Origin of the sequence: Micromonospora sp. NPDC048947 (genome assembly GCF_040649495.1) — a bacterium.
GTDB lineage: Bacteria > Actinomycetota > Actinomycetes > Mycobacteriales > Micromonosporaceae > Micromonospora > Micromonospora alfalfae.
Genome location: NZ_JBEZFO010000003.1, coordinates 184752 through 208861, shown reverse-complemented (window position 1 = coordinate 208861; position 24110 = coordinate 184752). Strand labels below are relative to the sequence as shown.

Genomic DNA, 24110 nt, shown 5'->3' with positions numbered 1-24110 from the left:
CGGGACTGTTCGGCACATATTCGGGGGCATCGTGCATCGATCAACTCGCCTAGGGTGGTGGGCCAGCAAGCGCTATGGCACACCACGATCGGGGAGACGATTGACAATGCGACTGAACCGCAGAACCGCGCTCGGGTTGGGCACTGTGGCCACCGCCGGCACGGTGCTGGGCGCCGCCGCCCCGGCGAGTGCCGCCGAGACCACCGAGGCGTCGCCGACCACCCCCGCACGGGCCGCCCGTCGGGTCTCCTCCATCTTCACCAAGCACAGCGCCGAGGCCGGCGGCAACTGGCAGGCGTACGTCAGCGTCGCCGACCCGGCCGGCGCGCCGGTGGTAGCGGTGGAGGCTGACGCGGACCGGCGGATCGAGGCGTACAGCGTCAACAAGATCGCCGTCGCCACGGCGGTGCTCGACAAGGTCGACCGAGGGCTGCTCACCCTGGACCAGCAGGTCGAGGTGAGCGCCGCGATCGTCGTACCGGGCGGTGACGGCATCTTCAGCCTGGACGGCGCGTACCCGAGTCTGGTGACCATCGGGCATGTGCTGGCCAACCTGCTGACCGTCTCGGACGACACGGCGGTGCGGCTGTGCGGGCTGGTCGCTCCGGCGGCCGAGATCAACTCCATCCTGGTCGCCAAGGGCTTCCCGAACACCCAGGTCCAGCCGGTGGCCAACCCGAACCGGTTCTTCCTCGGCACCAGCACCCCCCGGGAGACGCACGACCTGCTGCGCGCCCTGGTCGCCGGCACGCTGCTCTCCCCCGCCTCGACGACGTACCTGTTGGGCATCCTGCGCTCCCCGGTGGCGTTCACCGACGGCATCCGGCGCACCATGTCCTCCGACGAGCGGGCCCGGATCGCCACCAAGGCCGGCTGGTTCGCCGACGCCCGGCACGAGGCCGGCGTGATCTTCGACCGCTCCGGCGCGGCGGTGCTCACCTACGCCCTCTTCGCCGACGGGCAGGCCAACCCGGAGGACTTCGGCGCGACCCACCCGGCCGTGCAGGCCCGGGCCGCCATGGGCCCGAAGTTCCTGGCCGCCGTGGACCGGATCGCGGGCGTTGGCAGGACGTTCCGGATCACCGCCCGACGCCCCAGCAACGGCGGCTGAGACACATCGTCAGCTCGTCCCGGGTCGGTCGCCGCTTGCCGGCGACCGACCCGGCGTGGCGACCACCGAGGCACGGGTCGGTCCGGGTGACTACCGTGTAGGGCGGACACGTCGGAGGGACGGCAATGGCACGAGCGCAGAACACGGACGTCGAACGGTCGCTCGGGCGGCGGATGCGGGGCGCCGCCGGCCTGGCAGCGCTGGCCGGCCTGGCCTGGGTCGCCCGGGATGTGCCGGCGGCGTTGGGTGGCCGGCTCAGCGGTGCGCGGGCCGAGCGGGCGGCCCGCTCGCCGCAGTTCCGCGAGGGCACCTTCCACAACCGGGCCGGCACCCGAACGACGATCGCCGAGCCGGGGCGCAACCTGGTCCGCGAGCTGATCTTCGGCAAGCAGAAGCGGCGTCCGACCGTAGCCGTGCCACTGCTGCGCCCCAGCGTCGGCGCGCCGACGGCCGCCGACACCGCCGACGAGCTCAACATCGTCTGGTACGGCCACGCCTCGACCCTGATCGAGATCGAGGGCCGCCGGGTGCTGCTCGACCCGGTGTGGAGCGAGCGGTGCTCCCCCTCGGGCCTGGTCGGCCCGCGCCGGCTGCACGAGCCACCGGTCGGCATCGACGAGCTGCCGCCGCTGGACGCCATCCTGATCTCGCACGACCACTACGACCACCTCGACATGGCAACCGTGCGAGCGCTGCTCGCCGGGCAGTCAGCGCCGTTCCTGGTGCCGCTCGGCGTGGGCGCGCACCTGGACCGCTGGGGCGTCCCCGCCGAACGGATCATCGAGCTGGACTGGTCCGAGTCGCACCGGGTCGCCGGCCTGAAGATCACCGCCACCGCCGCCCAGCACTTCTCCGGACGCGGGCTGCGCCGTGACGGCACGCTCTGGAGCTCGTGGGTGGTAGCCGGGGCTCGCCGCAAGGTCTTCTACACCGGCGACTCCGGCTACTTCGCTGGGTACGCCGAGATCGGCGCCGAGCACGGGCCGTTCGACGTGACCCTGATGCAGATCGGCGCGTACGACCGGGCCTGGCCGACGATCCACATGTTCCCGGAGGAGGCGGTCGACGCCCACCTCGACCTGCGCGGCGGGCTGTTCGTGCCGGTGCACTGGGCGACGTTCAACCTGGCCCTGCACGACTGGTCCGAGCCGGTCGACCGGCTGTGGGCCGAGGCGAAGGCCCGCGACGTGCGCCTCGCCGTGCCCCGGCCGGGCGAGCGGGTGGTGGTCGACGAGCCGCCCGCCGTCGACGGCTGGTGGCAGGCCGTCGCCTGACTCAGGCCGAGCAAGCCGTGTGCCTGAGCAGGCCGCCGCCTGACTCAGGCCGAGCAGGCCGTCGCCCGACGTCGGGCCGTCGCGGCCTGACGTCGGGTCAGAGCACGAACGCGTCGGTCCAGAGCGCGCCGGACCGGCCGGAGAGCGCGTCCAGCATCGCCACCGCCTGACCGTCGGTGAGCTGCGCGACGAAGTCCACGATGGCTCGCCCCCGGGCACGCCCGATCCGGTCCGGCGTACGCGGGTGCAACTCCGCCTCGGCCAACTCGACAAGGTCGTGCAGCCGCCGGGGCAGCCGGGACTCCTCCTCCGGGTCGAGCAGCCACTCCCAGAGCGCCTCGACCAGGGTGCCCAGCAGCCGGGCCTGGCCGCGCTGGTGCAGGGCGAGGTCCGGGCGGGCCAGCACGAACCGGTGGTGGACGAACTTGAGCACCTGCACCTCGTGCCACTGGGCGCAGCCCAGCAGCACGTGCCCGGAGCGCACCGACGGCTGTTCGGTGACAGTGATCGCCTCGACGAAGCGGGTGGACCAGCGGGCGGAGAACCGCGCCACGTACTGCTCGGCCTCGATCGAGCCGTCGAACGGCATCGCGAGCAGCCCGTCCACCAACTCCTCGCGGACGTGTTCGACGGCGGCGGCGAACGCGTCGTCGTCCGCGATCCAGGCGTCCTTGCGGTGCAGTTGCCGGCGTAGCCGCTCGATCGCCGCCCCGGGTCGCCGCGCCGCGGTGACCAGCGCCGCGTCGGTGATCGCCCGCAACTGCCCGCTCTCGCGCTGCCAGGCCATCAACTCGGCGGAGACCGAACCCTGCTGGAGCACCCCGACCCGGTAGAAGTCCTCCACGTCGTGGATGGCGTACGCGATGTCGTCGGCGGTGTCCATCACGGACGCCTCCACTGTCTGCTGCCAGTCCGGGATCCGACCGGCGAACGGCGCGCGGGCCTGCCGCAGGTCGTCCAGCTCGGTGCGGTACGCGCCGAACTTCGAGGAGCCGCTCTCCGGGTCGTCCGGCGGCGGGGTGGCGCCGCGCGGCGGAGGATCCATGGTGCGGGGGTGCGGGTCGGGGTGGTCCAGGCGGGTCCACGGGTACTTCAGCATTGCCGCGCGGACCGCAGCGGTCAGGTCCAGCCCGGTGGTGGCCGCGCCGCGGATCTCGGTGCTGGTGACGATCCGGTACGACTGCGCGTTGCCCTCGAAACCGTCGGAGAGACCCAGGCGCTGGCGGGCCAGCCGGTCCAGCACCCGCTCCCCCAGGTGCCCGAACGGTGGGTGGCCGAGGTCGTGGGCGAGCGCCGCCGCCTCCACCACGTCGGGGTCGCAACCGCCGAGCTTGTCCAGCAGGTCACGCCACCGCTCGTCGGCGGTCAACCGCTCGGCGACCGCCCGGGCCACCTGGGCGACCTTGAGGCTGTGGGTGAGCCGGTTGTGCACCAGCAGCCCGGAGCCGACCGGGCTGATCACCTGGGTGACACCACCGAGGCGGGCGAAGAACGGCGAGCCGACGATCCGGTCCCGGTCGGCGCGGAACGGATTGGCCGTGAGGTCGCCGAGGGCCCGGGCGCTGCCGCCAAAGAGCCGCCGGGCGCGCGGCTCCGCAGCAGATTCCATGATCGCCACGCTAGCGCAGGCCCGACGGGACCGCCGCCGGTCACCCCCGGCCGGACACGGCGGTTCGGCCCTCCGCCCCGGCCGGGCGCGGCGACAGCGCTGGGGGCCGCCCGGCAGAATGCAGGCGGTACCCGCTCTTTGAAGGCGGATCGAGTTGAAGGCGGATCGAGATCGTGACCCAGTCTGTTCATCAGCGGATCGCCGACGAGCTCGGCGTGGCCGAGCGTCAGGTGCGGGCGGCCGTGGAGCTGCTCGACGGCGGCGCCACAGTGCCGTTCATCGCCCGCTACCGCAAGGAGGCCACCGGCCTGCTCGACGACACCCAGCTGCGCACCCTGGAGGAGCGGCTGCGTTACCTGCGCGAGCTGGACGAGCGCCGGGCCGCGGTACTGGAGTCGATCCGCGGCCAGGGCAAGTTGGACGAGGCCCTGGAAGCGCAGATCATGGCCGCCGACTCGAAGTCCCGGCTGGAGGACATCTACCTCCCGTACAAGCCGAAGCGACGGACCCGGGCGCAGATCGCCCGCGAGGCCGGGTTGGCCCCGTTGGCCGAGACGCTGCTGGCCGACCCCGGTCAGGACCCGCGGACCACCGCCGCCGGGTTCGTCGATGAGGAGAAGGGCATCGCCGACGCCGCCGCCGCGCTGGAGGGCGCGCGGGCCATCCTCATCGAGACCTTCGCCGAGGACGCCGACCTGATCGGCACGCTGCGCGAGCAGATGTGGTCGCGGGGCCGGCTGGTTTCCCGGGTACGCGAGGGTCAGGAGACGGCCGGCGCGAAGTTCGCCGACTACTTCGACTTCTCCGAGCCGTACCCGAAGCTGCCCTCACACCGGATCCTGGCGATGTTCCGGGGCGAGAAGGAGGGCGTGCTCGACCTGACCATGGAGTCGGAGGAGGCTGGTGAGGCGGACGCCGCACCGACCGGCCCGACCCGGTACGAGGCGGCCATCGCCGGCCGGTTCGGGGTGTCCGACGCGGGCCGCCCGGCCGACCGGTGGCTGACCGACACGGTCCGCTGGGCGTGGCGTACCCGGATCCTCATCCACCTCGGCGCGGACCTGCGGATGCGGTTGTGGCAGGCGGCCGAGGAGGAGGCCGTCCGGGTCTTCGCCACCAACCTGCGGGACCTGCTGCTCGCCGCGCCGGCCGGCACCCGGCCCACAATGGGTCTGGACCCGGGCCTGCGGACCGGCGTGAAGGTGGCGGTGGTGGACGCCACCGGCAAGGTGGTCGCCACCGACACGATCTATCCGCACGAGCCGCGCCGGCAGTGGGACGCCTCGGTGGAGACCCTCGCCCGGCTGGCCGGGGCGCACGGGGTGGAGCTGATCGCGATCGGCAACGGCACCGCCTCCCGCGAGACCGACAAGCTCGCCGGTGATCTGATCGCCCGGCACCCGCAGCTCAACCTGACCAAGGTGATGGTCTCCGAGGCCGGCGCGTCGGTCTACTCCGCCTCCGCGTACGCCTCACAGGAGCTGCCCGGGATGGACGTGTCGCTGCGCGGCGCGGTCTCCATCGCCCGCCGCCTCCAGGACCCCCTCGCGGAGCTGGTCAAGATCGACCCGCGCTCGATCGGCGTCGGCCAGTACCAGCACGACCTGTCCGAGGTGAAGCTGTCCCGGTCGCTGGACGCGGTGGTGGAGGACTGCGTGAACGCGGTCGGCGTGGACGTCAACACCGCCTCCGCGCCGCTGCTGACCCGGGTCTCCGGGATCGGCGCCGGCCTGGCCGAGAACATCGTGCTGCACCGGGACGCCAACGGGCCGTTCCGGACGCGTACCGAACTGAAGAAGGTGGCCCGGCTCGGACCGAAGGCGTTCGAGCAGTGCGCCGGCTTCCTGCGCATCCCCGGCGGCGACGACCCGTTGGACTCCTCCAGCGTGCACCCCGAGGCGTACCCGGTGGTGCGCCGCATCCTCTCCACCACCGGGCAGGACCTGCGCTCGGTGATCGGCAAGAGCGGCATCCTGCGCGGGCTGCGGGCCACCGACTTCGTCGACGACCGGTTCGGCCTCCCCACCGTCACCGACATCCTCGCCGAGTTGGAGAAGCCGGGCCGCGACCCCCGCCCGGAGTTCCGCACCGCCACCTTCGTCGAAGGGGTGGAGAAGATCAGCGACCTGAACCCGGGCATGGTGCTGGAGGGCGTGGTCACCAACGTGGCCGCGTTCGGCGCGTTCGTCGACGTCGGGGTGCACCAGGACGGTCTCGTGCACGTGTCGGCGCTGTCCCGGACCTTCGTGAAGGACCCCCGCGACGTGGTGAAGTCCGGTGACGTGGTCAAGGTCCGGGTGCTCGACGTGGACGTACCCCGTAAGCGCATCTCGCTGACCCTGCGCCTCGACGACGAGCCCGCCGCCGGTGGTGGTGGTGGTCGGACGAGCCAGGAGGGGCGTGGTGGCCCGGCGCAGCGTGCGCCGCAGGGCGGTCGCGGCGGGCAGGGCACGTCCGGTGGCCCGCAGGGTGGTCGCGGCGGCGGGCAGCAGGGTGGTCGCGGAGGCACGCAGCAGGGTGGTCGCGGAGGCACGCAGCAGGGCGGTCGTGGCGGCGGCCAGGGCGGTCGTGGCGGGCAGCAGCGGCAGGGCGCGCCGGCGCCGGCCAATGACGCGATGGCGGAAGCCCTGCGCCGCGCCGGACTGGCCTGACCCCGTCAGCGAGGCGCCCGCCACCGGAACGCCCAGCCACAGCAGATCTTGGACAGTTTCCGTTCCATCTGAACGGAAACTGTCCAAGATCTGGAGTCATCGAGGCGAACCCCGGCCGGGACGGCCGCACGGGCCACAGCCCGCAGACGGCCTGGGACGGCGGCACGGGCCGCGACCGGCGCGGCGGCGGCGGGCGGCGGGGCGGCGGCGGGCGGCGGGCGGCGGGCGGCGGGCGGCGGGCGGCGGGCGGCGGGCGGCGGGCGGCGGGAAATTTGATCGCGTGGTCGCGAGGGTCGGGGTGATGATCTCGCGGTGAAGATGCACGCCGATCAGGTGGACGTGAGCGTGGACGTGGTTTCCGCGCTGGTGGCCGAACAGTTTCCGCAGTGGCGGGGCCGGCCGGTCCGGCCGCTCCCGTCGACCGGCACCGTGAACGCACTGTTCCGGCTCGGCCCGGACATCGTGCTGCGGTTTCCGCTGCTCCCCTCGACCGGCCCCGAGCTGCGCGCCGAGCTGCGGCGCGAGCAGGAACACGCCGTGCTGCTCGGCGCGCACCTGCCGGTCGCGGTGCCCGAACCCCTCGGCCTCGGCGAGCCGGGCGACGGGTATCCGGGGCCGTGGACGGCGTACCAGTTCATTGCTGGCGAGACGGCCCAGCTCGACCGGATCGGCGACCTCGACGTCTTCGCCGGTGACCTGGCCGAGGTGGTGACGGCCCTGCGCGGCATCGACACCGGCGGGCGGGTCTGGTCCGGGACCGGGCGCGGCGGGCGGCTGGCCGCCGCGGACACCGACGTACGGGCGGCACTCGCGGTCAGCGGCGCGCTCACCGACACCGCCGCGCTCACCGGGGTGTGGGAGCGGTGCCGGGACGCGCCCCGGGACGACCCGGCCGACCTGTGGATCCACGGTGACCTGATGCCGGGCAACCTGCTGGTCCGCGACGGCCGGCTGGCCGCCGTCATCGATCTGGGCTCGGTGGCCGTGGGGGACCCGGCGGTGGACCTGATGCCGGCGTGGAACCTGTTCGACGCGGCTTCCCGGGAGACGTACCGGCGGGCGTTGGGCGTGGACGACGCGACCTGGGAGCGGGGTCGCGGCTGGGCCCTGGAGCAGGCGATCAACGCGCTGCCGTACTACGTGGAGACCAACCCGGTGATGGCCGGCATCGCCCGGCACACCCTGCGGGCCGTGCTCGACTGAGTCGGCTCGCGTACCGTCGGCGTCGTGAGTGAGCCGGACGGCCGGACGTGGCGGGATCAGCAGCGGCACGCGGTGCGGGCGCACGCCGACGCGGACGCTCGGCGGCGCGCCGCCGAGCACGCGGAGGCGGCGGAGCTGGTGGCCTGGTTCGTGGCCGAGGCGACCCGGCGAGGGCTGCCCACCACCCGGCTGGTCGCCCGGGGTTACGACGGGCGTGGGCGCTACCGGACCGGGCTGACCGGCTGGTACGTCGACCGGGCCGAAACCCGGGCGGTGGACGTGGACGGCCGGTTCCACCTGCTGACCGTGCCCGGCGGTTTGCGGGCTCGGCTGTTCGGCGTCGACCCGCAGCCCAGCCCGGCGCCGTTGGTCGTCGGAGCGGGTGGCCGCGACGGTGAGTCGATTCCGCTGCGGACGCTGCTCAACCGGCTGCTGGGCGACGGGTCCGGCGGGCCAGACTCCACCACCAGGCCTGCTGCACCACGAGGGTGAGCAGGCCGGCGAGGACGATCGCGGACAGGTTGATCACCAGTTGGAGGGCCGAGCCGCCCGCTTCGTCCCACACTCCGTAGGCGGCCGCTACCGCCACGTTCGCCGCCGCCGGAACCGTGGTGACCGAGATCAGCACGCCGACCAGGCTGCCGGACTTCTTCGACGTCAGCGAAAGCATGCCGGCGACGCCGGCGAGTAACCCGACCACCCAGGACAGCGCGTCCGGCCGCCAGATGAAGTCGGTGAGCGGACGTTCGGCGAGCAGCATCTCCCGACTGACCAGACCGACGGCGGTCAGCGCCCAGGTGCTCAGCACGGTCGCCACCATGGCCGCCAGGAAGCCGACCGCGAGTGCCTGCACCGAGCGGCCGACCACCCCGAGTTGGCGGCGCAACAGCGCCACGCACAGCGCGGCGAGAGGGCCGAACTCCGGGCCGACCACCATGGCCCCGACGATGAGGATCGGCTGGTCCAGCAGCACACCGATGCCGGCGATCATGGTGGCCACCACGATCAGCACGAGGTAGGTGCCGGACAGTTCGGTCTGCTCGCCGGTCTTCGCGGCGATCTCGTCCCAGACCACCGCGTCCGCGCCGCTGCCCGGCGCCCTGTCCGCCGCCCGGTCGGCCGCCGCGGAGACGGTCAACTCGACGTCTTCGGCCGCGATGCCGCCGGTGGTGTCGACGCCGATCTGCTGCAACTGCCGCAGTACGCGGTCGGCGCTCTCCCTCACCACGTCACAGAGGATCAGGTCGCCCGGTGGCTGCCGGGCGGCACCGGGCAGCACGGCCAGGTGAGTTACCCCAGCCTCCTCGGCGAGCAGGTCGACGACCTCCGCCGACCGGTCCACCGGGGCGATAACCCTCAGGTGCAGCACGTCATCTCCCTCGCCCGACCGGCTAGTTCTTCCCTCGCCCGACCGGCCGCCGCGACTCTACCGCTCGGTCCATTGGCGGCAGGAGCTGCACAAGGTCACGGATCTGGCCGTGTCCGACTACGGGGTTTCGGGGTTGATCGGGGGAATGCGGACCGACCGTCGCTAATCAGCACCGACGTACGGTCTGTCCTGGTATGACGAATACATACCTTTTTTGGATCGCGTGGGAGGTCACAACGTGCCGGTGCCTGGTGGTCTCGTCGACGACGACCTGTCGCTGCCCCGGACCAGCCCGGAGCGGGGAAAACGAATCATCGACATCGTCGTGGCGGCGGTCCTTCTCATCCTGGCGTCACCGGCGTTGATCGTGGTGACGGTGCTGGTAGCGGTGGGCCTCGGTCGCCCGGTGCTGTTCCGCCAGTGCCGCGCCGGCCTGCACGGCCAGCCCTTCGAGATGGTCAAGTTCCGCACCATGCGGCCACCCAACCTGAGCCTCGGCCTGCTCGGCGACGGGGACCGACTCACTCCGCTCGGACGCTGGCTGCGCGCCAGCAGCCTTGACGAACTGCCCACGCTCTGGAACGTGCTGCGTGGCGACATGAGCCTGGTCGGTCCACGGCCACTGCTGCCCGAATACCTCGGTCGCTACTCACCCCACCAGGCCCGACGGCACGAGGTGCGGCCCGGCATCACCGGGCTGGCCCAGGTGCGGGGACGCAACAGCCTCAGCTGGGAAGAGAAGCTGGACTTCGACGTGCGGTACGTGGACAGCCACAACATGAGAACCGATCTGTCGATTCTCGCCGCGACCGTGCGGACCGTGCTGCGTCGCGAGGGGATCTCCGCGGCAGGGTTCGTCACGGCTCCCGAGTTCACGGGTACGCCGCACTGGTCGCCGCCCCCACGCAGCAATTCGAACACCGCGACCACAGGCTCGGGTGGTGCCCGATGAGTGACACGGTGTACCTGTCCCCGCCGGACATCGGGCCGCTGGAGGAGTCGTACCTGGTCGCAGCCCTCCGCTCGGGGTGGGTTGCCCCCGTCGGCCCCGATCTCCAGGCGTTCGAACACGATGTCGCCGAGCGGGTGGGCACCGGAGGGGCCGTCGCCGTCAACTCCGGGACGGCCGCCCTGCACCTGGCGCTGCTCGGCGTCGGCGTCGGGCCCGGCGACGTGGTCATAGTGCCTACCCTGACCTTCATCGCCACCGCCAACGCGGTCCGCTACATCGGAGCCCGTCCGGTCTTCGTCGACTGTGATCCCCGCACCGGCAACGTGGACGTGGGCCTTGTCGACGACCTGGTGCGACGGCTGCGTTCCCGCGGTGAGCGGGTCGGCGCTGTCGTGCCTGTCGACATGTTCGGCAGCTGCGCCGACTACACCCGACTCGTCCCGCTCTGCGCCGAGGCCGGTATCCCGGTGGTCGAGGACGCCGCCGAGGCGCTCGGCTCGCACCATCGAGGCCGCTCGGCCGGGTCCTTCGGGCAGGTCGCGGCGCTCTCCTTCAACGGCAACAAGATCATGACCACCTCCGGCGGTGGGATGCTCGTCTCCGACGACGCGGCACTGCTCGCCAAGTCCCGCCACCTCGCCACACAGGCGCGGGAACCGACGCCGCACTACGAGCACCGCGAGACCGGCTACAACTACCGACTGAGCAACCTCCTGGCCGCGCTCGGCCGGGCGCAGTTGGTCCGGCTGGACGGGATGATCGCCCGCCGACGCCAGTTGCGTGACCAGTACGCCAAGGTGTTCGCACCGGTGCCCGGCGTCGAGCTGGTCGGCGTCGACGACGTCGACTCGAACTGCTGGCTCACCGTCATCACGGTGGACGAGGAGCACTGTGGCTGGCGGGCCGCCGACCTGGCAGCCCACCTCGCCACCGGCAGCATCGAGACGCGGCCCGTCTGGAATCCGATGCACCGCCAACCCGTCTTCGCCGGCGCCGAAAGTCTGCTCACCGGGGCCTCGGACCGACTCTTCACCAACGGGCTCGCCCTGCCCAGCGGCAGCGCCCTGACCGAGCGACAGGTCGGGCGGGTCTTCGAGGCGATCGACGAGTTCCTGACCAGCCACAGCGGGGTACGGGCGGCATGACGATTCCACTGGTGATCGTCGGCTGCGGTGGGCACGGCCGCGAAGCGCTGGGCATCGCCCGAGCGATGAACGCCGCCGCAGGCCGACCCCAATGGCACCTGGTCGGCTTCGTCGACGACCGCCCCAGCGAGGAAAACCTCAAACGGGTGCAGAAACTGGACGTGCCGTACCTCGGCGGGCTGCCGTGGCTGCGCGACGCCCCTGCCGACACCCATCACGTCATCGGCATCGGGGACCCTCGGATCCGACGGGCCGTGGCCCAGCGCGTCGACGCCTACGCGACTCCGGCGACCAGCCTCATCCACCCGGCCGCGACGATCGGGCCGGACACGGAACACGGCCCCGGGTTCGTAGCGTTCGCCGGGGCACGGGTCACCACGAACGTGACAATCGGCCGGCACGTGCACCTCAACCAGAACGTGACGGTCGGCCACGACACCGCTCTCGCCGACTTCGTCTCGGTGAACCCACTCGCTGCCGTCTCGGGCGACTGCCAGCTCGGCGAGGCAGTGCTGATCGGCACCACCGCGGCAGTGCTCCAGGGGCTGCGCGTCGGTAGCGACGCCACAGTCGGCGCGGGCGCCTGCGTGACCAGAGACGTTCCCGCCGATGCCGTGGTCAAGGGCGTACCGGCGCGCTGACCAGCACTGACCGAGACCAGACGGGATCGACACCGACGCCGCGCGCCCATGTGGTCCGGCACGAGGAGCAGGACGTGAGCACAAACCGCCGCAGTGCCGGCAACCGGCTACTGCGCGTTCTCCAGGTGACAAGCACGGCCGTCGGCGGTGACTGGTTCTACGACCAGGTGACCGGGTTGGCGCGGCTGGGGCACGACGTCTGCGCTGTCGTACCGGGCGAGGGTCCGCTCACCGACCGCCTCCGGACGGCCGGGGTCCGCACCGAGATCGTGTCGATGTCGGGTTGGCGCCCGCGGCAGCTCCCCCGGGTCGCAGCGGCGCAACTGCGTCTCGTCCGCCTGGTCCGGCGCTTCGACCCCGACGTGGTGCACGGCCATCTGGTGAAGGCCAACATCGTCTGCCGGTTGGCCAGTCTGGCCGCCCGCCGACCGCTGCTTGTCAACCAGATCGCCGGCGTCGTCCACCTGCGCAGCCCACTGTTCAACAGAATCGACAGCGCGACAGTGCGCCGGGTGGACGTCCTGATCGGGTCGTGCCACGCGTTCGCCGAACAGTACCGGCGCTTGGGCGCGCGGGCGGTGACTGTCAGTCACTACGGGTGTGACGTGCACCGGCTCGACCCGACCGCGAGCGGGGAACCCTTCCGGGCGGAGTTCGGGCTGGCCGCCGGCACCCCCACCGTCGGAATGCTCGCCCACATGTACCGCAGCCGACTCCAGGCGTTCCAGGACATCGGTTTCAAGGGCCACGAGGTCTTCCTCGACGCGGCCCCGCGCCTGCTGGCCCGGGTGCCGGCGGCCCACCTCTTCGTCGTCGGCGACGAGTTCACCGGTGACGTGGGCTACCGACGTGAGCTGGAGGAACGCGCCGTCCGACTGGGCGTGGCCGAGCGCGTGCACTTCACCGGTCGCCGGAGCGACGTGCAGGGCGTTCTGGCCGGTCTCGACGTGGCGGTCACACCGTCGCTCGAGGAGTCCGCGTCGTACGCCACCATCGAGGCGCTGCTGATGGAGCGCGGCGTGGTGGCCAGCGACGTCGGCGGGTTGCCGGACACCGTGCAACATGGCGAGAGCGGCCTGTTGGTGCCTCCGGCGGACCCGGACGCGCTGGCCGACGCCGTCGCCGACCTGTTGGAGGACCCTCAGCGGCGGGCTGCCATGGCTCGGCTCGGGCGCAGCCGCTGCCTGGACCTGTTCGACATTCAGCGGACGGTCGCCGACGTCGAGGCGATCTACCGGGCGGCGCTCGACGGTCGTCCACTGCCGCGGGCCGGACGCCTGTCCGAGGTGGCCCGATGACGGCCGCGACGCCGCCCCTCGGTCCGAGCGCCAATCCCGGTACGGATGCCGGGCCGGCGGTGACAAGCGGTCGGGACGTCGCCGAAAGCGGCCGACCCACCACCGGTCCGGGCGCTTCGGCGCGGGTCTCGGAGCAGAGTGTGTCGGCCGCTGCCGCCGGGTCCGTCGGAACCAGGGTCGTGCTCCTGGCCATCAGCCTGGCGACCGGGGTGTTGGCAGCCCGGGTCCTCGGCCCGCACGACCGCGGCGTGGTGGCGGTCGTGCTCGCCTGTGCGGCGATCTTCGGAGCGCTCCTCACAGTGGGAATGGAGACGGCCAACCTCCGCTACGCGGGCGCTTCGGTCGCCGCCCACCGGCGAACCGTGTGGTGGAGTCTGCGCCACGTCGCAACGGTGGGAGTCGGCGTGGCAGCCGCCTGGGGGGCGCTGGCGCTGGTGGTCGGGCCAGCCGTTCGGATCGGGCTCGACCCGGTCACCTTCGCCCTCGCGCTCAGCCTCGGCCCCGTGGTGCTGCTCTCCTCCCTGCTCGGCACTGCCGAGATCGGCCGCAGTCGCGCCTCGGTCTACAACTGGACAGTCATCGGAGGGCTGCTCGTCTACGGCCTGCTGCTCGTCGCCCTGGCGGTGACCGACCGCGCGGACACCGACACCGTCATCGGCGCGTACCTCGTGGGCCAGGTGTGCGCCGCGGCGGTGCTGCTCGTCCGCGCTCTGCCGTTGAGCCGCCACCCCGGCACACCCCAGGACGCTGCCGCGTACCGGGCGTTCGCCCGCCGGGTGTACGCACCCAACCTGGCCCAGTTCGCGATGGTGCGCAGCCAGGTCCCCGCCATCCATCTGGTGGCCGGTGCGGGCGCCGTCGGCGTCTACTCGGTGGCGGTGCCGTTCGCCGAGATGCTCCTGGTGCTCCCTGTGGCGCTCAGCCTCATCCTGGTGCCGGCAGTCGCGCACGGCGGCGCCGACTGGCACACGGTCCGTCGGATGTCGGTGCAGACACTGCTCATCACCGCCGTCGGGGCGGGGCTGCTGGCCGCGGTCGCGCCGCTGGCCTTCCCGCTGCTGTTCGGCAGGCAGTTCGCCGAGGCCGTACCGGTGCTCTGGGCGATGCTGCCCGGCCTCATCGTGCTCGCGGTCGCCCGCACCGCGCAGAGCTACCTGACGGCCGTCGACCGTCCGGGCCCGCCAACCCTGGCGGCCGTGAGCGCCGCCATCGGCGGGCTGCTCGCCATGGTCGTCCTGATCCCACGCTTCGGCACGCTCGGCGCGGGCTTCGCCGTGTCGGCCGGATATGTCCTCTACGGCCTGGTCGTCGGCTGGGCCTTCCTCGATCACCGGCCCGTGCAGGGCCGGAGAAACGGTCCGACCAGAATGACGACTGAACGCGGCGGCCGGCACGCGAGGCCAACGACACGGGACCGCGATTCCCTGCTGCCGGCGTGGGGACGAGCGGCCGGCGTGCTCGTCGCCGGGGTGGCCGCCGGTGTGGTGGCGGTGCAGGACACGTCGCTCCTGCTCCGGCTGGCCGCTCTCGCAGTGGTGGTGCTCGTCATCACAGTGCCCGGCTTCGGCCTCTACTGCATCGCGCTGGCGGTGCCCGCATCGCAGTTGCCCATCGCCCCGGCGGCGAGCAGCACCACGCCGTTGCTGGCGCTGATCCTCTGCACTCTGGTCGGCACGTTGCTCCGCGGCCGCACCACCCGCCGCAGCACCCCCGCCGTCCTCATCGTGGCCGGCCTGACCTGCGTCCTCGCTCTCGGTGTGACGGTCGGCGGCCAACCCAACCAGGCGTTCCGGTCGGTGGCCGCGATCGCGATACCCCTGGCCTGCATACCGCTGATCGACACCGCCCGAGCCCGCTCACGGTCCGTCCTCCTCGTGTTCGCGGTCGCGGCGACCGGCGTCGGCCTGTTCCACGCCGCGCTCGCCCTGATCGGAACACCGGTGCTTGCCGAGGAGAACCCGGCCCTCGCCGAATCCCTCAGCAGCCTGAACCACAACGCGTGGGGGCCGATGTTGCTGCTGGCGCTCGCCGTGCTGCTGGCCAGGCTGCGACCGGGCGTGTCGGGCACAGCCCGCGTGTTGACAGTCGCGGGGATCGCCGCCGTGGTCGTCAGCGTAGTGCTGTCGTACAGCCGCTCGACGTACATCGGCGGAGCGCTGCTCCTGCTCTGCTTCGTGATCCAGCGACGGCGCACGGTGGCCCTGGCCCTCACCGGCATCGTCGTCGTCCTCACCGTCGGCCTGACCGGGGTGCAACTGGTGCCGGATCAGGTGGCCGAGCGGATCGCGTACACCACAGTGGACGGACGACTGGACAGCTCCAGCAGCGTACGCCTGGACCTGTGGCTCAGTGCCCTGCGGATGGCCGCCGACCATCCTCTCGCCGGCGTGGGTTTCCAGAACTTCCGGACCCACCTGCCGGAGTACTTCCAGCCCGAGGTCACAGTGGCCGCCGTCGACGTCCAGCTCGACAGCCTCAACCACGCGCACAACACCTACCTCACGGTGCTGGCCCAGACCGGGCTGGTCGGCGTCCTCCTGGTGGGCGGGCTCCTGTTCATCGTGATCCGCCAGACCCGTCGACGCCTGCGCGACGGCGACCAGAGCGCCGAGGCGGCAGTGCTCGGCATGGCCGCGGTCGGTGGGTGCAGCCTCTTCGGAGAGCCGCTGCTCACCCTCCCGGTACTCATCCCGTTCGTGCTCCTCCTTGCCGTCGCCACTGCCCGTTCGCAGGCCGAGCCGAAACGCGTGACCGACAGGCGTCCCGCCGGGGCGAAGCACTCGGTGCGGACCAGACCGGCCTGGACGCCCGGCCAGAGCGGCTACGGCGCACGCCGCGGACGGTCCACCGCCGACAAGGTCCTGACGTGATCATGAAGGAGACGAAGGTGACAGCGACGCGTCCCGACACACCGAGGGTCGAGAGCCACGACCAGCCGCGTCGGCAGCGGGCCGTCCCGGGCTCGGCCCCCACGCCCGTACTTCCGTCAGTGATGTTGCTCTGCGGCGCGAGTTCGCTGCACGCCCGCAAGTGGGCTGTCGCACTGGCGGAACGTGGTCATCCGGTCATCGCCGTCAGTTGGATCGACGCGGAGCCGATCGACGGCGTCGAACTGCGCGTGGCGCCCGGGACCGGCCGGACCCGCAACGGGCGGTGGGGGGCGGTGTGGCAGCTCGCCGCCGCCGGCTGGTGGCTGCGCCGGCAGACTCGCGAGGCTCGCCCCGACGTGCTGCACGTGCACTCGGTAGGGATGGCGGGTCTGCTCTCGCTGCTGGCCCCGCGTCGACCCGCCCGGGTGGTCACGCCCTGGGGGGTCGACCTGCAGTCAGCGCGCCGGTCCAGGGTCCGCAGATGGGTCGCCCGGGCCGCCCTGCGCCGCTCCGACCTCGTCCTCCCCACCGCGGAGTCGGTCCGTACGGAGATCATCGAGCGCTACCGGATACCGGCGGAGAGCACCCGCACCGTGTCGTGGGGCGTGGACGACAAGCTGTTCGCGCTCCGGGACACCGTGACGCCAGCGTCGGTGCGGGCCGAATTCGGCATCCCGGCCGACGCGACAGTGCTGTTCGCCGCCCGGACGGCCGGTCCCGTCTACCGCACGCCCGAGGTCCTGCGGGCGTTCGCCCGGGTGGCCGCCGCTCGTCCCGACCTTCACCTCGTCGTCCTGGCCGGGCACCGTCCGGCCGAGGCAGCGGCAGCTCAGGCGCAGCGGCGGTGCGTCGCGGAAGCCCACGAACTCGCCGCGAGCCTACCCGGACGGGTCACGGTAGTGGACCGGTCATTGACACCTGAGGACACCTTCCGGCTGATGCGGGCAAGTGAGGTGAGCATCTCGGTTCCTCGCTTCGACCAGCGCAGCTGCACCGTGCTGGAGGCGGCGCTCGCCGGTTGCCGGCTTCTGCTCGCGGATCTGCCGCCGTATCGCGAGATGGTCGAGGACGGCATGGCGGCCGACATCCTCAGCGGGCCGTTGGAGACCGCGCTGGCGGAACAGCTCATGGCCGCCCGCCCGCTGGAGCCGACTCTGCAAGAGCGCAACCGGCGCTTCATCGAGACGTCGGAGTCCTGGTCACGCCAGGTCTCCGTGGTGCAGGAGTGCTACCGGCGGCTGAGCGCCGACCGAGCTGAACGACGTCGGGACGGGGCTGCCCGGTGAGGATCGTCTACCTGCACCAGTACTTCCGCACACCGGCCATGTCCGGGGGCACCCGGTCCTACGAGTTCGCCAGGCGTCTGGTCCGCAACGGCCACGACGTGCACGTGGTGACCAGCGACACCGAGTCCTCGTCGGACGCCAGGCAGACCTGGCGGACCACTGTCGAGGCGGGCGTGGTGGTGCACTGGGCGGCCGTCCCCTATCGCAACGCGATGTCCATCCGGGAACGCATCTCGGCTTTCGGGAAGTTCGCCCGGTTGGCGGCTCCGCGCGCGGCGTCGCTGGAGCAGGACGTCGTCTTCGCCACCAGCACGCCGCTGACCATCGCGTTGCCCGCTGTCTACTCCGCCCGCCGCCGCCGGACGCCGATGGTGCTGGAGGTACGCGATCTCTGGCCGGAGGTGCCGATCGCGCTGGGCGCGTTGCGGTCGCCGCTGACGCGGCGTGCGGCAACCGGCCTGGAGGGATGGGCCTACCGCAATGCCGCTCACATCCTGGCGCTGTCGCCGGGGATGGCGGCGGGCGTTCGGGCGCGGCACCCCGGGGCTGCGGTGACAGTCATTCCCAACGGCTGCGACCGTCAGTTGTTCGCCGACGCGGACGCTGCCGGCCGGGCGCTACGGGATCGCACGCCGTGGTTGGGCGACCGTCCGCTGATCCTGTACGCGGGGACGCTCGGGTTCGTCAACGACGTGGGTTATCTGGTGCGGATGGCCGCGACGCTGCGTCGTGACCACCCCGACGTGCGGATCGCTCTCGTCGGGCAGGGCGCGGAGGCGGCACAGGTGCGCGCACAGGCAGCCGCGTCCGACGTCCTGGACCGAAACCTGTTCATGGTCGACCAGGTGCCGAAGGCCGAGGTGGTGGCGTTCTTCGGTGCTTGCGATCTCGCCGTGTCGACGGTGCGCGACGAGCCCGCGTTGCACGCCAACTCGGCCAACAAGGTCTTCGACGGGTGGGCGGCCGGTCGGCCGGTAGCGGTCAACCACGAGGGGTGGATCGCCGACATCCTGCGCCGCAGCGGGGCCGGAATCGTGCTGCCCGCGGGAGATCCCGCCGCCGCGGCGACGCTCGCTGGCGCGTTCGTCACCGATCCGGCCAGGACCGCCGCGGCGCGGACCGCGGCGCGGGTGGTCGCGGCCAACGAGTTCGACCGCGACCTGCTCTTCGAACGGTTCGAGGACGTGCTGCGGGGGGCGGTGGTGCCACGACAGCCGGCCAGGTCAATAGCGGGACAAACTTCGTGAATGACCAAAAACCAGTCATAAAGTGATTAGTTTTGGTAGGACGTTAATAAGACCATCTTGGTGGTTTTCCCCGGGATGGGCCGCTATCGCAGCAGGAGTTTCCACATGCCACTTTTGGGGACAAGCCCCAGCGAGTCCACACGCCTCGGTCGGTCGCATCGCCACGTCCGACTGGCCGGCGGCCTCCTCGCAGCGGACGCCCTCGCCTGGATCGCGGGTTTCGCCGTCGCCGCGTGGGTGCGCTTCGAGTTCTCGCTCACCGGCCCCGCCCTGGCCCGCGCGATCGGCATGGGCGTGGTCGCCGCGGCCGCGCACGTCGCAGTGTCCGCCGTTCGCCGCAACCTGTCCGGCCGGCACCCCCTGGGCAGCGTCGAGGAGATGCAGGGGCTCGCCAACACGGCCCTGACCACCGGCGTGCTCCTGCTGATCGCTCTCGTGCCCATGACGTCCCGACCGGTGCCCGCGAGCACGCCACTCGTCGGCGCGGCGATCGCGCTGACCGTCATGCTCGGCACCCGTCTGGCGTACCGCAGCCGCAGCGACCGGACGTTGCGCCCGGACGCCGGCCGAGCGGAACCGGTCCTGCTCTTCGGCGCGGGCTCGGCCGGTCAGGGGCTCCTGCGAGCCATGCTGAGTGATCCGGCAGGGCAGTTCCTGCCGGTCGGGATGCTCGATGACGACCCGCAGAAACGCCACCTGTCGCTGGCGGGCGTGCGCGTGCTCGGCTCTCGCTCTGACATCGACACTGTCGTGCGGCGTACCGGCGCGAAAATGGTGATCTTCTCCGCCGCCAACGCCGACTCCGAACTGATCAACGAGGTCCGCGAGAGCACACTGAAGACCGGAGCGACGTTCAAGATCCTTCCTTCGGTACGGGAACTGGTCGACCATCGGATCACGGTGAGCGACGTTCGCGACCCGGACATGGCGGACCTGCTCGGACGACGACAGGTGATCGGCGACCTCCGGGATGCGGAGTCCCAGCTGCGCGGACGCCGGATCCTGGTGACCGGCGCCGGTGGGTCGATCGGCTCCGAGCTGTGCCGCCAGATCATGCGGGCCGATCCGGGCGAGCTGATGATGCTCGACCGCGACGAGTCGGCCCTGCACGCCTTGCAACTGTCGATGTCGGGTCGCGCGATGTTGGACAGCCCCGAGCTGATTCTCGCCGATCTGCGCGACGAGGAACGGATCCGGCGGGTGATGGCGGAACGCCGGCCCGACATCGTGTTCCACGCGGCGGCCCTGAAACACCTGACACTGCTGCAACGCCACCCGGGCGAGGCGGTGAAGACGAACGTGTTCGGCACGCAGACGGTGCTCAACGCGTGCCGCGACGTGGCGAGGTTCGTCAACATCTCGACCGACAAGGCAGCTGACCCGGTCAGTGTTCTCGGCTACTCCAAGCGGATCACGGAGCGGTTGACAGCGAACGCCGCCGCGACGCACGGCGGCACGTTCCTCAGCGTCCGCTTCGGCAACGTCCTGTCCAGCCGAGGGTCGGTGGTCACGGCGTTCCGGGCCCAGATCGAGGCGGGACTGCCGATCACCGTCACTCACCCCGACGTGACGCGCTACCTGATGACAGTGCAGGAGGCGGTGCACCTGGTGCTGCAGGCCGCCGGCATCGGCCGCGACGGCGAGGCGCTCGTCCTCGACATGGGTGAGCCGGTACGGATCGACGACATCGCTCGCCAGTTGGCGAGCCAGGCGCCCGGGCCGGTCCAGATCGTCTACACCGGGCTCCGGCCGGGCGAGAAACTCCACGAGGCTCTGATCGGCGCTGGCGAGCGGGACCTCCGCCCGCTGCACCCGCTCATCTCGCACGTGGCGGTGCCCCCACTCGACCCCATCGAGATCACCACACTGGACCCGTTCGAAGACCCAGAGAAGATCATCGACCGCCTGGCGTGGCTGTGCGGCCAGTCGACCGGCATCGTCGCGCAGCAGGCCGTCAAGTCGACAGCTCCGGCACCCAGCGCGAGCTGAGTCGACGCCGACCCCGCAGGTGGCGTCCGGGGATGGATCCTCGACGCGCCTGCGGGGCACGGCCTGCCGAGCCGACTCGATCACCGCGAGGTGGTCCGACGAGCGACCGCCCGCGACGCGGGTCCGCCTCGCGTTGAGCGTCACACCCGGCACCAAAGTCGACACGGTCAGCAACGAAGCTCCCATCGACTGATTGACATCGATAGCGGCACACCGAAGGCTCGCGCCTACAGGTCCTTCACCCAAGGAGGCGCGATGAGACCGAGACGACTGGCGATCGCCGGCGTGGTCACCCTGCTCGGCGCACTGGCACTGACCCCACCGGCCAGCGCGCGGCCGCCGTCCGACCCGGGCGTCCGCGACGGCCTGGAGGTGTACGTCGGCACTGTCGACGCGAAACAGCGGGAGCAACTGCGCGCGGCGGGGGTCGACCTCGGACACGACGCGAAGGCGGACGCGTCCGGCCGTACCACTGTCGAGACGGTCCTCAGCAGACGGCAGGCGAAGCGGTTGACCGACAAGGGCGTACCGCTGTCGGTGAAGAAGGTGCGAGGCAGGGACGCGTCGCAGGCGCTGCGGGAGCAGGCCGCCGCCGGCTGGACGAGTTTCCGGCCCTACGGTGAGCCGGGCGGCCTGCGAGACGAGTTGAACGCCACAGCGGCCCGGTATCCCAAGCTGACCAAGGTGGAGACGATCGGTCGCAGCCAGCAGGGGCAACCGATCGTCGCCGTGAAGGTCACCAAGAACGCGCGGACCGTCGCTGACGGCCGGCGACCGGCGGTGCTCTACGCCGGCGCCCAGCACGCCCGCGAGTGGATCACACCGGAGATGACCCGCCGGCTGATGCATCACGTGCTGGACAGCTACGGCACCGACCGGGAGATCACCCGACTGCTGGACACGACCGAGCTGTGGTTCCTGCCGGTCGCCAACCCGGACGGCTACGACTTCACGTTCACCCCCGGCAACCGTCTGTGGCGCAAGAACCTGCGGGACAACAACGGCGACGGGCAGGTCGGCTCCGGCGACGGCGTCGACCTCAACCGCAACTTCAGCTACAAGTGGGGGTACGACAACGAGGGCTCGTCGCCGGAGCCGAACAGCGAGACCTACCGGGGCCCGGGCCCCAACTCCGAGCCGGAGACCAAGGCGCTGGACCGGCTCTTCAAGCGGGTCGGGTTCGAGTTCTTCGTCAACTACCACTCGGCGGCCGAACTGCTGCTCTACGGCATCGGCTGGCAGGTGAGCACCCCCAGCCCGGACGACGAGATCTACAAGGCGATGGTCGGGGACGACGCGCACCCCGCGGTGCCCGGCTACGACCCGGACATCTCCGCGGAGCTGTACACCACAAACGGTGACACCGACAGTCACGCCACCGTCAGGTACGGCACGCTGGGCTTCACCCCGGAGATGTCCACCTGCGAGGCCGCCTCGGCCGTCGACCCGGACGACCAGTGGCGCCCCGAGGACTGCGTCAGCGGCTTCATCTTCCCCGACGACGAGGCGCTGATCGCTGGCGAGGTGAGCAAGAACCTGCCGTTCGCGTTGGCCGTGGCCCGGTCGGCTGCGGACCCGGACGACCCGGTCTCGGTGGTCGGTCGGAGCACCCCGGACTTCGTTGTCGACGCCTTCGACACCTCGTACGGGCGCACCCAGCAGGTCGCCTCGATCACCCGTCGGGCGCTGAAGAACGTGCGGATGCACTACACGGTCAACGGTGCGCGGCCGAAGACGGTAGCGGTCCGCGAGTGGCGCGGTGGCGAGCGGTACGGCGACACCCACGACGACTACTACGCCGAGCTACGGGGCACTGTCAGCGGGGCGAAGCCGGGCGACCGGGTGGAGGTCTGGTTCACCGGGAACAAACCGCGTGCCGGGGTGGTGGCCAGCGAACACTTCACCTATCGGGTGCACAACGACATCGGCGGTGACGTGCTGGTCCTCGCGGTGGAGGACGTCACCGGCCTCAGCCCCGCGCAGACCGGCACCACCGCGAAGTACGCCGACGAGGTCGCGGCGTCGCTGGGCGCCGCCGGGCGCAGCAGCGACGTGTACGACTTCGACGCGATGGGCCGCAAGGCGCCGCACCCGCTCGGCGTGCTGTCGCACTACAAGGCGGTGGTCTGGGAGACCGGCGACGACGTGATCCTGCGCTCCCCCGGTCAGGTGGCCGGCACGACGGCCAGGGCGGCACTGGAAACCGAGCTGGCCGTCCGGGACTACCTGAACGAGGGCGGCAAACTGCTCGTCAGCGGCCAGTACGCGTTGTTCGCGCAGGGCGCCAACGGGTCGTACGTCTATCACCCGGACGCGCCACCGGAGTGCGCCGACGCCGAGGCCGCCAGCTGTCTGCCGCTGTTGAACGACTTCCAGCAGTACTGGCTGGGCGCGCACACCTACGTCAGCGACGGCGGAACCAGCCCGGACGGGGAGCCGTACCCGGTCGCCGGGACCGACGCGGCGTTCACCGGCTTCGACGGGCAGCTCAACGCCGCCGGCTCGGCGGAGAACCAGGCGCACACCGCCTCGTTCCTGACCACGTCGAGTTTCCTGCCGCCGGACGAGTTCCCGCAGTTCGCCAGTTCCGCGCCGGTGGGCTGGACCCGACCGGGCGGCGCGCCGTTCGATCCGCGTACGGGTGAGTGGTACCTGTACAGCGGGCAGACCGACGAGTCGTACAAGCGGCTCACGCGCACTGTGGATCTCACCGGGGCGAGCAGCGCGGAGTTGCGCTTCTTCACCTCCTACGAGATCGAGCAGGACTGGGACTTCATGTTCGTCGAGGCGCACGAGGTGGGTAGCGACGACTGGACGACCCTGCCGGACGCCAACGGCAAGACCAGCACTGTCACCGGGGACAGCTGCGTCGAGGGTTGGTCGCAGTTGCACCCGTTCCTCGCGCACTACCAGGGCGCTGACTGCTCCCCCACCGGGAGCACCGGCAGCTGGAACGCGGCGAGCGGGTCATCGGGAGGCTGGAAGGAGTTCGTGGCCGACCTGTCGGGCTACGCCGGTAAGCAGGTCGAGGTGTCGATCACGTACGCCTCGGACTGGGGCACCCAGGGTCTCGGCGTCTTCGTGGACGACGCCCGGGTGCTTGTCGACGGGTCCACCGTGGCGGAGACCTCGTTCGAGTCGGCCGACCTGGGTGGCTGGACGGTGGCCGGCCCACCGCCCGGCTCCGCCGGCAACGCCAACGACTGGTCGCGCAGCCAGCAGGCGTTCGAGGAGGGCTCGGTGGTGGTCACCGGGGACACGGTGTACCTGGGCTTCGGGTTGGAGGGTCTGCCCCCGGCGGCCCGCGACGACCTCGTCGCCCGCTCGTTGACCCACCTCACCGGGCAGCCCCGCCCCTGACGGCGGCGAGGTGCGCCGACGGTCCGCGGACGCGCTGCGGCGCGCGCCTCCGGGCAGCTTCGAGCGTGGCGTCGCGGTCGGGTTCACCGGCTGCGCCGCCGCGTT

16 protein-coding genes are annotated in these 24110 nt (G+C 71.6%); 14 read left to right on the top strand and 2 right to left on the bottom strand.

What is annotated here, in order from left to right; all coding sequences use genetic code 11:
• Positions 1–106 precede the first annotated feature (106 nt).
• Complete coding sequence (locus AB0B98_RS06385) at positions 107–1111, top strand: serine hydrolase (protein ID WP_238672002.1); 1005 nt, start codon at positions 107–109, stop codon at positions 1109–1111.
• A 173-nt stretch (positions 1112–1284) separates the two neighbouring features.
• Entirely contained in the window at positions 1285–2385 is a 1101-nt protein-coding gene (locus tag AB0B98_RS06380; protein WP_357361399.1) for an MBL fold metallo-hydrolase, read from the top strand.
• A 97-nt stretch (positions 2386–2482) separates the two neighbouring features.
• On the opposite strand, the gene dgt is transcribed toward AB0B98_RS06380, so the two are convergent.
• Positions 2483–3994, bottom strand: a complete 1512-nt coding sequence (gene dgt, locus AB0B98_RS06375) for a dGTP triphosphohydrolase (protein WP_238672000.1) — start codon at positions 3992–3994, stop codon at positions 2483–2485.
• Positions 3995–4167: 173 nt separating this feature from the next.
• On the opposite strand from dgt, the gene AB0B98_RS06370 reads away from it, so the two are divergent.
• The 3 genes from AB0B98_RS06370 to AB0B98_RS06360 all read left to right on the top strand — a co-directional run bounded on the left by AB0B98_RS06370 (position 4168) and on the right by AB0B98_RS06360 (position 8340).
• Positions 4168–6645, top strand: a complete 2478-nt coding sequence (locus AB0B98_RS06370; protein WP_357361270.1) for a Tex family protein — start codon at positions 4168–4170, stop codon at positions 6643–6645.
• 318 nt (positions 6646–6963) lie between these two features.
• Entirely contained in the window at positions 6964–7848 is an 885-nt protein-coding gene (locus AB0B98_RS06365) for an aminoglycoside phosphotransferase family protein (RefSeq protein ID WP_357361398.1), read from the top strand.
• 24 nt (positions 7849–7872) lie between these two features.
• Positions 7873–8340, top strand: coding sequence for a hypothetical protein (locus AB0B98_RS06360; RefSeq protein WP_357361269.1), 468 nt, complete (start codon positions 7873–7875; stop codon positions 8338–8340).
• Here the strand turns inward: AB0B98_RS06360 and AB0B98_RS06355 are convergent.
• Positions 8270–9217, bottom strand: coding sequence for a DUF389 domain-containing protein (locus tag AB0B98_RS06355; RefSeq protein WP_238671674.1), 948 nt, complete (start codon positions 9215–9217; stop codon positions 8270–8272). The two genes, AB0B98_RS06360 and AB0B98_RS06355, sit on opposite strands and share 71 nt — an antisense overlap.
• Positions 9218–9455: 238 nt before the next feature.
• Here AB0B98_RS06355 and AB0B98_RS06350 point away from each other — a divergent pair, with 238 nt between their 5' ends.
• The 9 genes from AB0B98_RS06350 to AB0B98_RS06310 all read left to right on the top strand — a co-directional run bounded on the left by AB0B98_RS06350 (position 9456) and on the right by AB0B98_RS06310 (position 24005).
• Positions 9456–10169 carry a sugar transferase gene (locus AB0B98_RS06350; protein ID WP_357361268.1) on the top strand — a complete coding sequence of 238 codons (714 nt, stop codon included), beginning with the start codon at positions 9456–9458 and terminating at the stop codon, positions 10167–10169.
• Positions 10166–11314 (top strand): aminotransferase class I/II-fold pyridoxal phosphate-dependent enzyme, encoded by a 1149-nt coding sequence (locus tag AB0B98_RS06345; protein WP_357361267.1) that lies wholly within the window; start codon positions 10166–10168, stop codon positions 11312–11314. The genes AB0B98_RS06350 and AB0B98_RS06345 overlap by 4 nt, the downstream gene beginning before the upstream one ends.
• Complete coding sequence (locus tag AB0B98_RS06340) at positions 11311–11955, top strand: acetyltransferase (RefSeq protein ID WP_357361266.1); 645 nt, start codon at positions 11311–11313, stop codon at positions 11953–11955. Before AB0B98_RS06345 ends, AB0B98_RS06340 begins: the two co-directional genes overlap by 4 nt.
• Positions 11956–12029: 74 nt before the next feature.
• Positions 12030–13253, top strand: a complete 1224-nt coding sequence (locus AB0B98_RS06335) for a glycosyltransferase family 4 protein (RefSeq protein WP_357361265.1) — start codon at positions 12030–12032, stop codon at positions 13251–13253.
• Positions 13250–16123 carry an O-antigen ligase family protein gene (locus AB0B98_RS06330; protein ID WP_357361264.1) on the top strand — a complete coding sequence of 958 codons (2874 nt, stop codon included), beginning with the start codon at positions 13250–13252 and terminating at the stop codon, positions 16121–16123. Before AB0B98_RS06335 ends, AB0B98_RS06330 begins: the two co-directional genes overlap by 4 nt.
• 17 nt (positions 16124–16140) lie before the next feature.
• Positions 16141–17409, top strand: a complete 1269-nt coding sequence (locus AB0B98_RS06325; protein ID WP_357361263.1) for a glycosyltransferase family 4 protein — start codon at positions 16141–16143, stop codon at positions 17407–17409.
• Complete coding sequence (locus tag AB0B98_RS06320; RefSeq protein ID WP_357361262.1) at positions 17406–18656, top strand: glycosyltransferase family 4 protein; 1251 nt, start codon at positions 17406–17408, stop codon at positions 18654–18656. The genes AB0B98_RS06325 and AB0B98_RS06320 overlap by 4 nt, the downstream gene beginning before the upstream one ends.
• Positions 18657–18761: 105 nt before the next feature.
• Positions 18762–20645 (top strand): nucleoside-diphosphate sugar epimerase/dehydratase, encoded by a 1884-nt coding sequence (locus AB0B98_RS06315; protein WP_238671680.1) that lies wholly within the window; start codon positions 18762–18764, stop codon positions 20643–20645.
• 255 nt (positions 20646–20900) lie between these two features.
• Positions 20901–24005: a M14 family zinc carboxypeptidase gene (locus AB0B98_RS06310; protein ID WP_357361261.1), complete on the top strand. Its 3105-nt coding sequence runs from the start codon at positions 20901–20903 to the stop codon at positions 24003–24005.
• Positions 24006–24110 lie beyond the last annotated feature (105 nt).

Excerpts from the sequence above, each read along its gene's own strand:
- AB0B98_RS06385 (WP_238672002.1), top strand. The coding sequence starts at position 107 with ATGCGACTGAACCGCAGAACCGCGCTCGGGTTGGGCACTGTGGCCACC.
- AB0B98_RS06380 (WP_357361399.1), top strand. The coding sequence starts at position 1,285 with ATGCGGGGCGCCGCCGGCCTGGCAGCGCTGGCCGGCCTGGCCTGGGTC.
- dgt (WP_238672000.1), bottom strand. The coding sequence starts at position 3,994 with ATGGAATCTGCTGCGGAGCCGCGCGCCCGGCGGCTCTTTGGCGGCAGC.
- AB0B98_RS06365 (WP_357361398.1), top strand. The coding sequence starts at position 6,964 with ATGCACGCCGATCAGGTGGACGTGAGCGTGGACGTGGTTTCCGCGCTG.
- AB0B98_RS06345 (WP_357361267.1), top strand. The coding sequence starts at position 10,166 with ATGAGTGACACGGTGTACCTGTCCCCGCCGGACATCGGGCCGCTGGAG.
- AB0B98_RS06340 (WP_357361266.1), top strand. The coding sequence starts at position 11,311 with ATGACGATTCCACTGGTGATCGTCGGCTGCGGTGGGCACGGCCGCGAA.
- AB0B98_RS06330 (WP_357361264.1), top strand. The coding sequence starts at position 13,250 with ATGACGGCCGCGACGCCGCCCCTCGGTCCGAGCGCCAATCCCGGTACG.
- AB0B98_RS06315 (WP_238671680.1), top strand. The coding sequence starts at position 18,762 with ATGCCACTTTTGGGGACAAGCCCCAGCGAGTCCACACGCCTCGGTCGG.
- AB0B98_RS06310 (WP_357361261.1), top strand. The coding sequence starts at position 20,901 with ATGAGACCGAGACGACTGGCGATCGCCGGCGTGGTCACCCTGCTCGGC.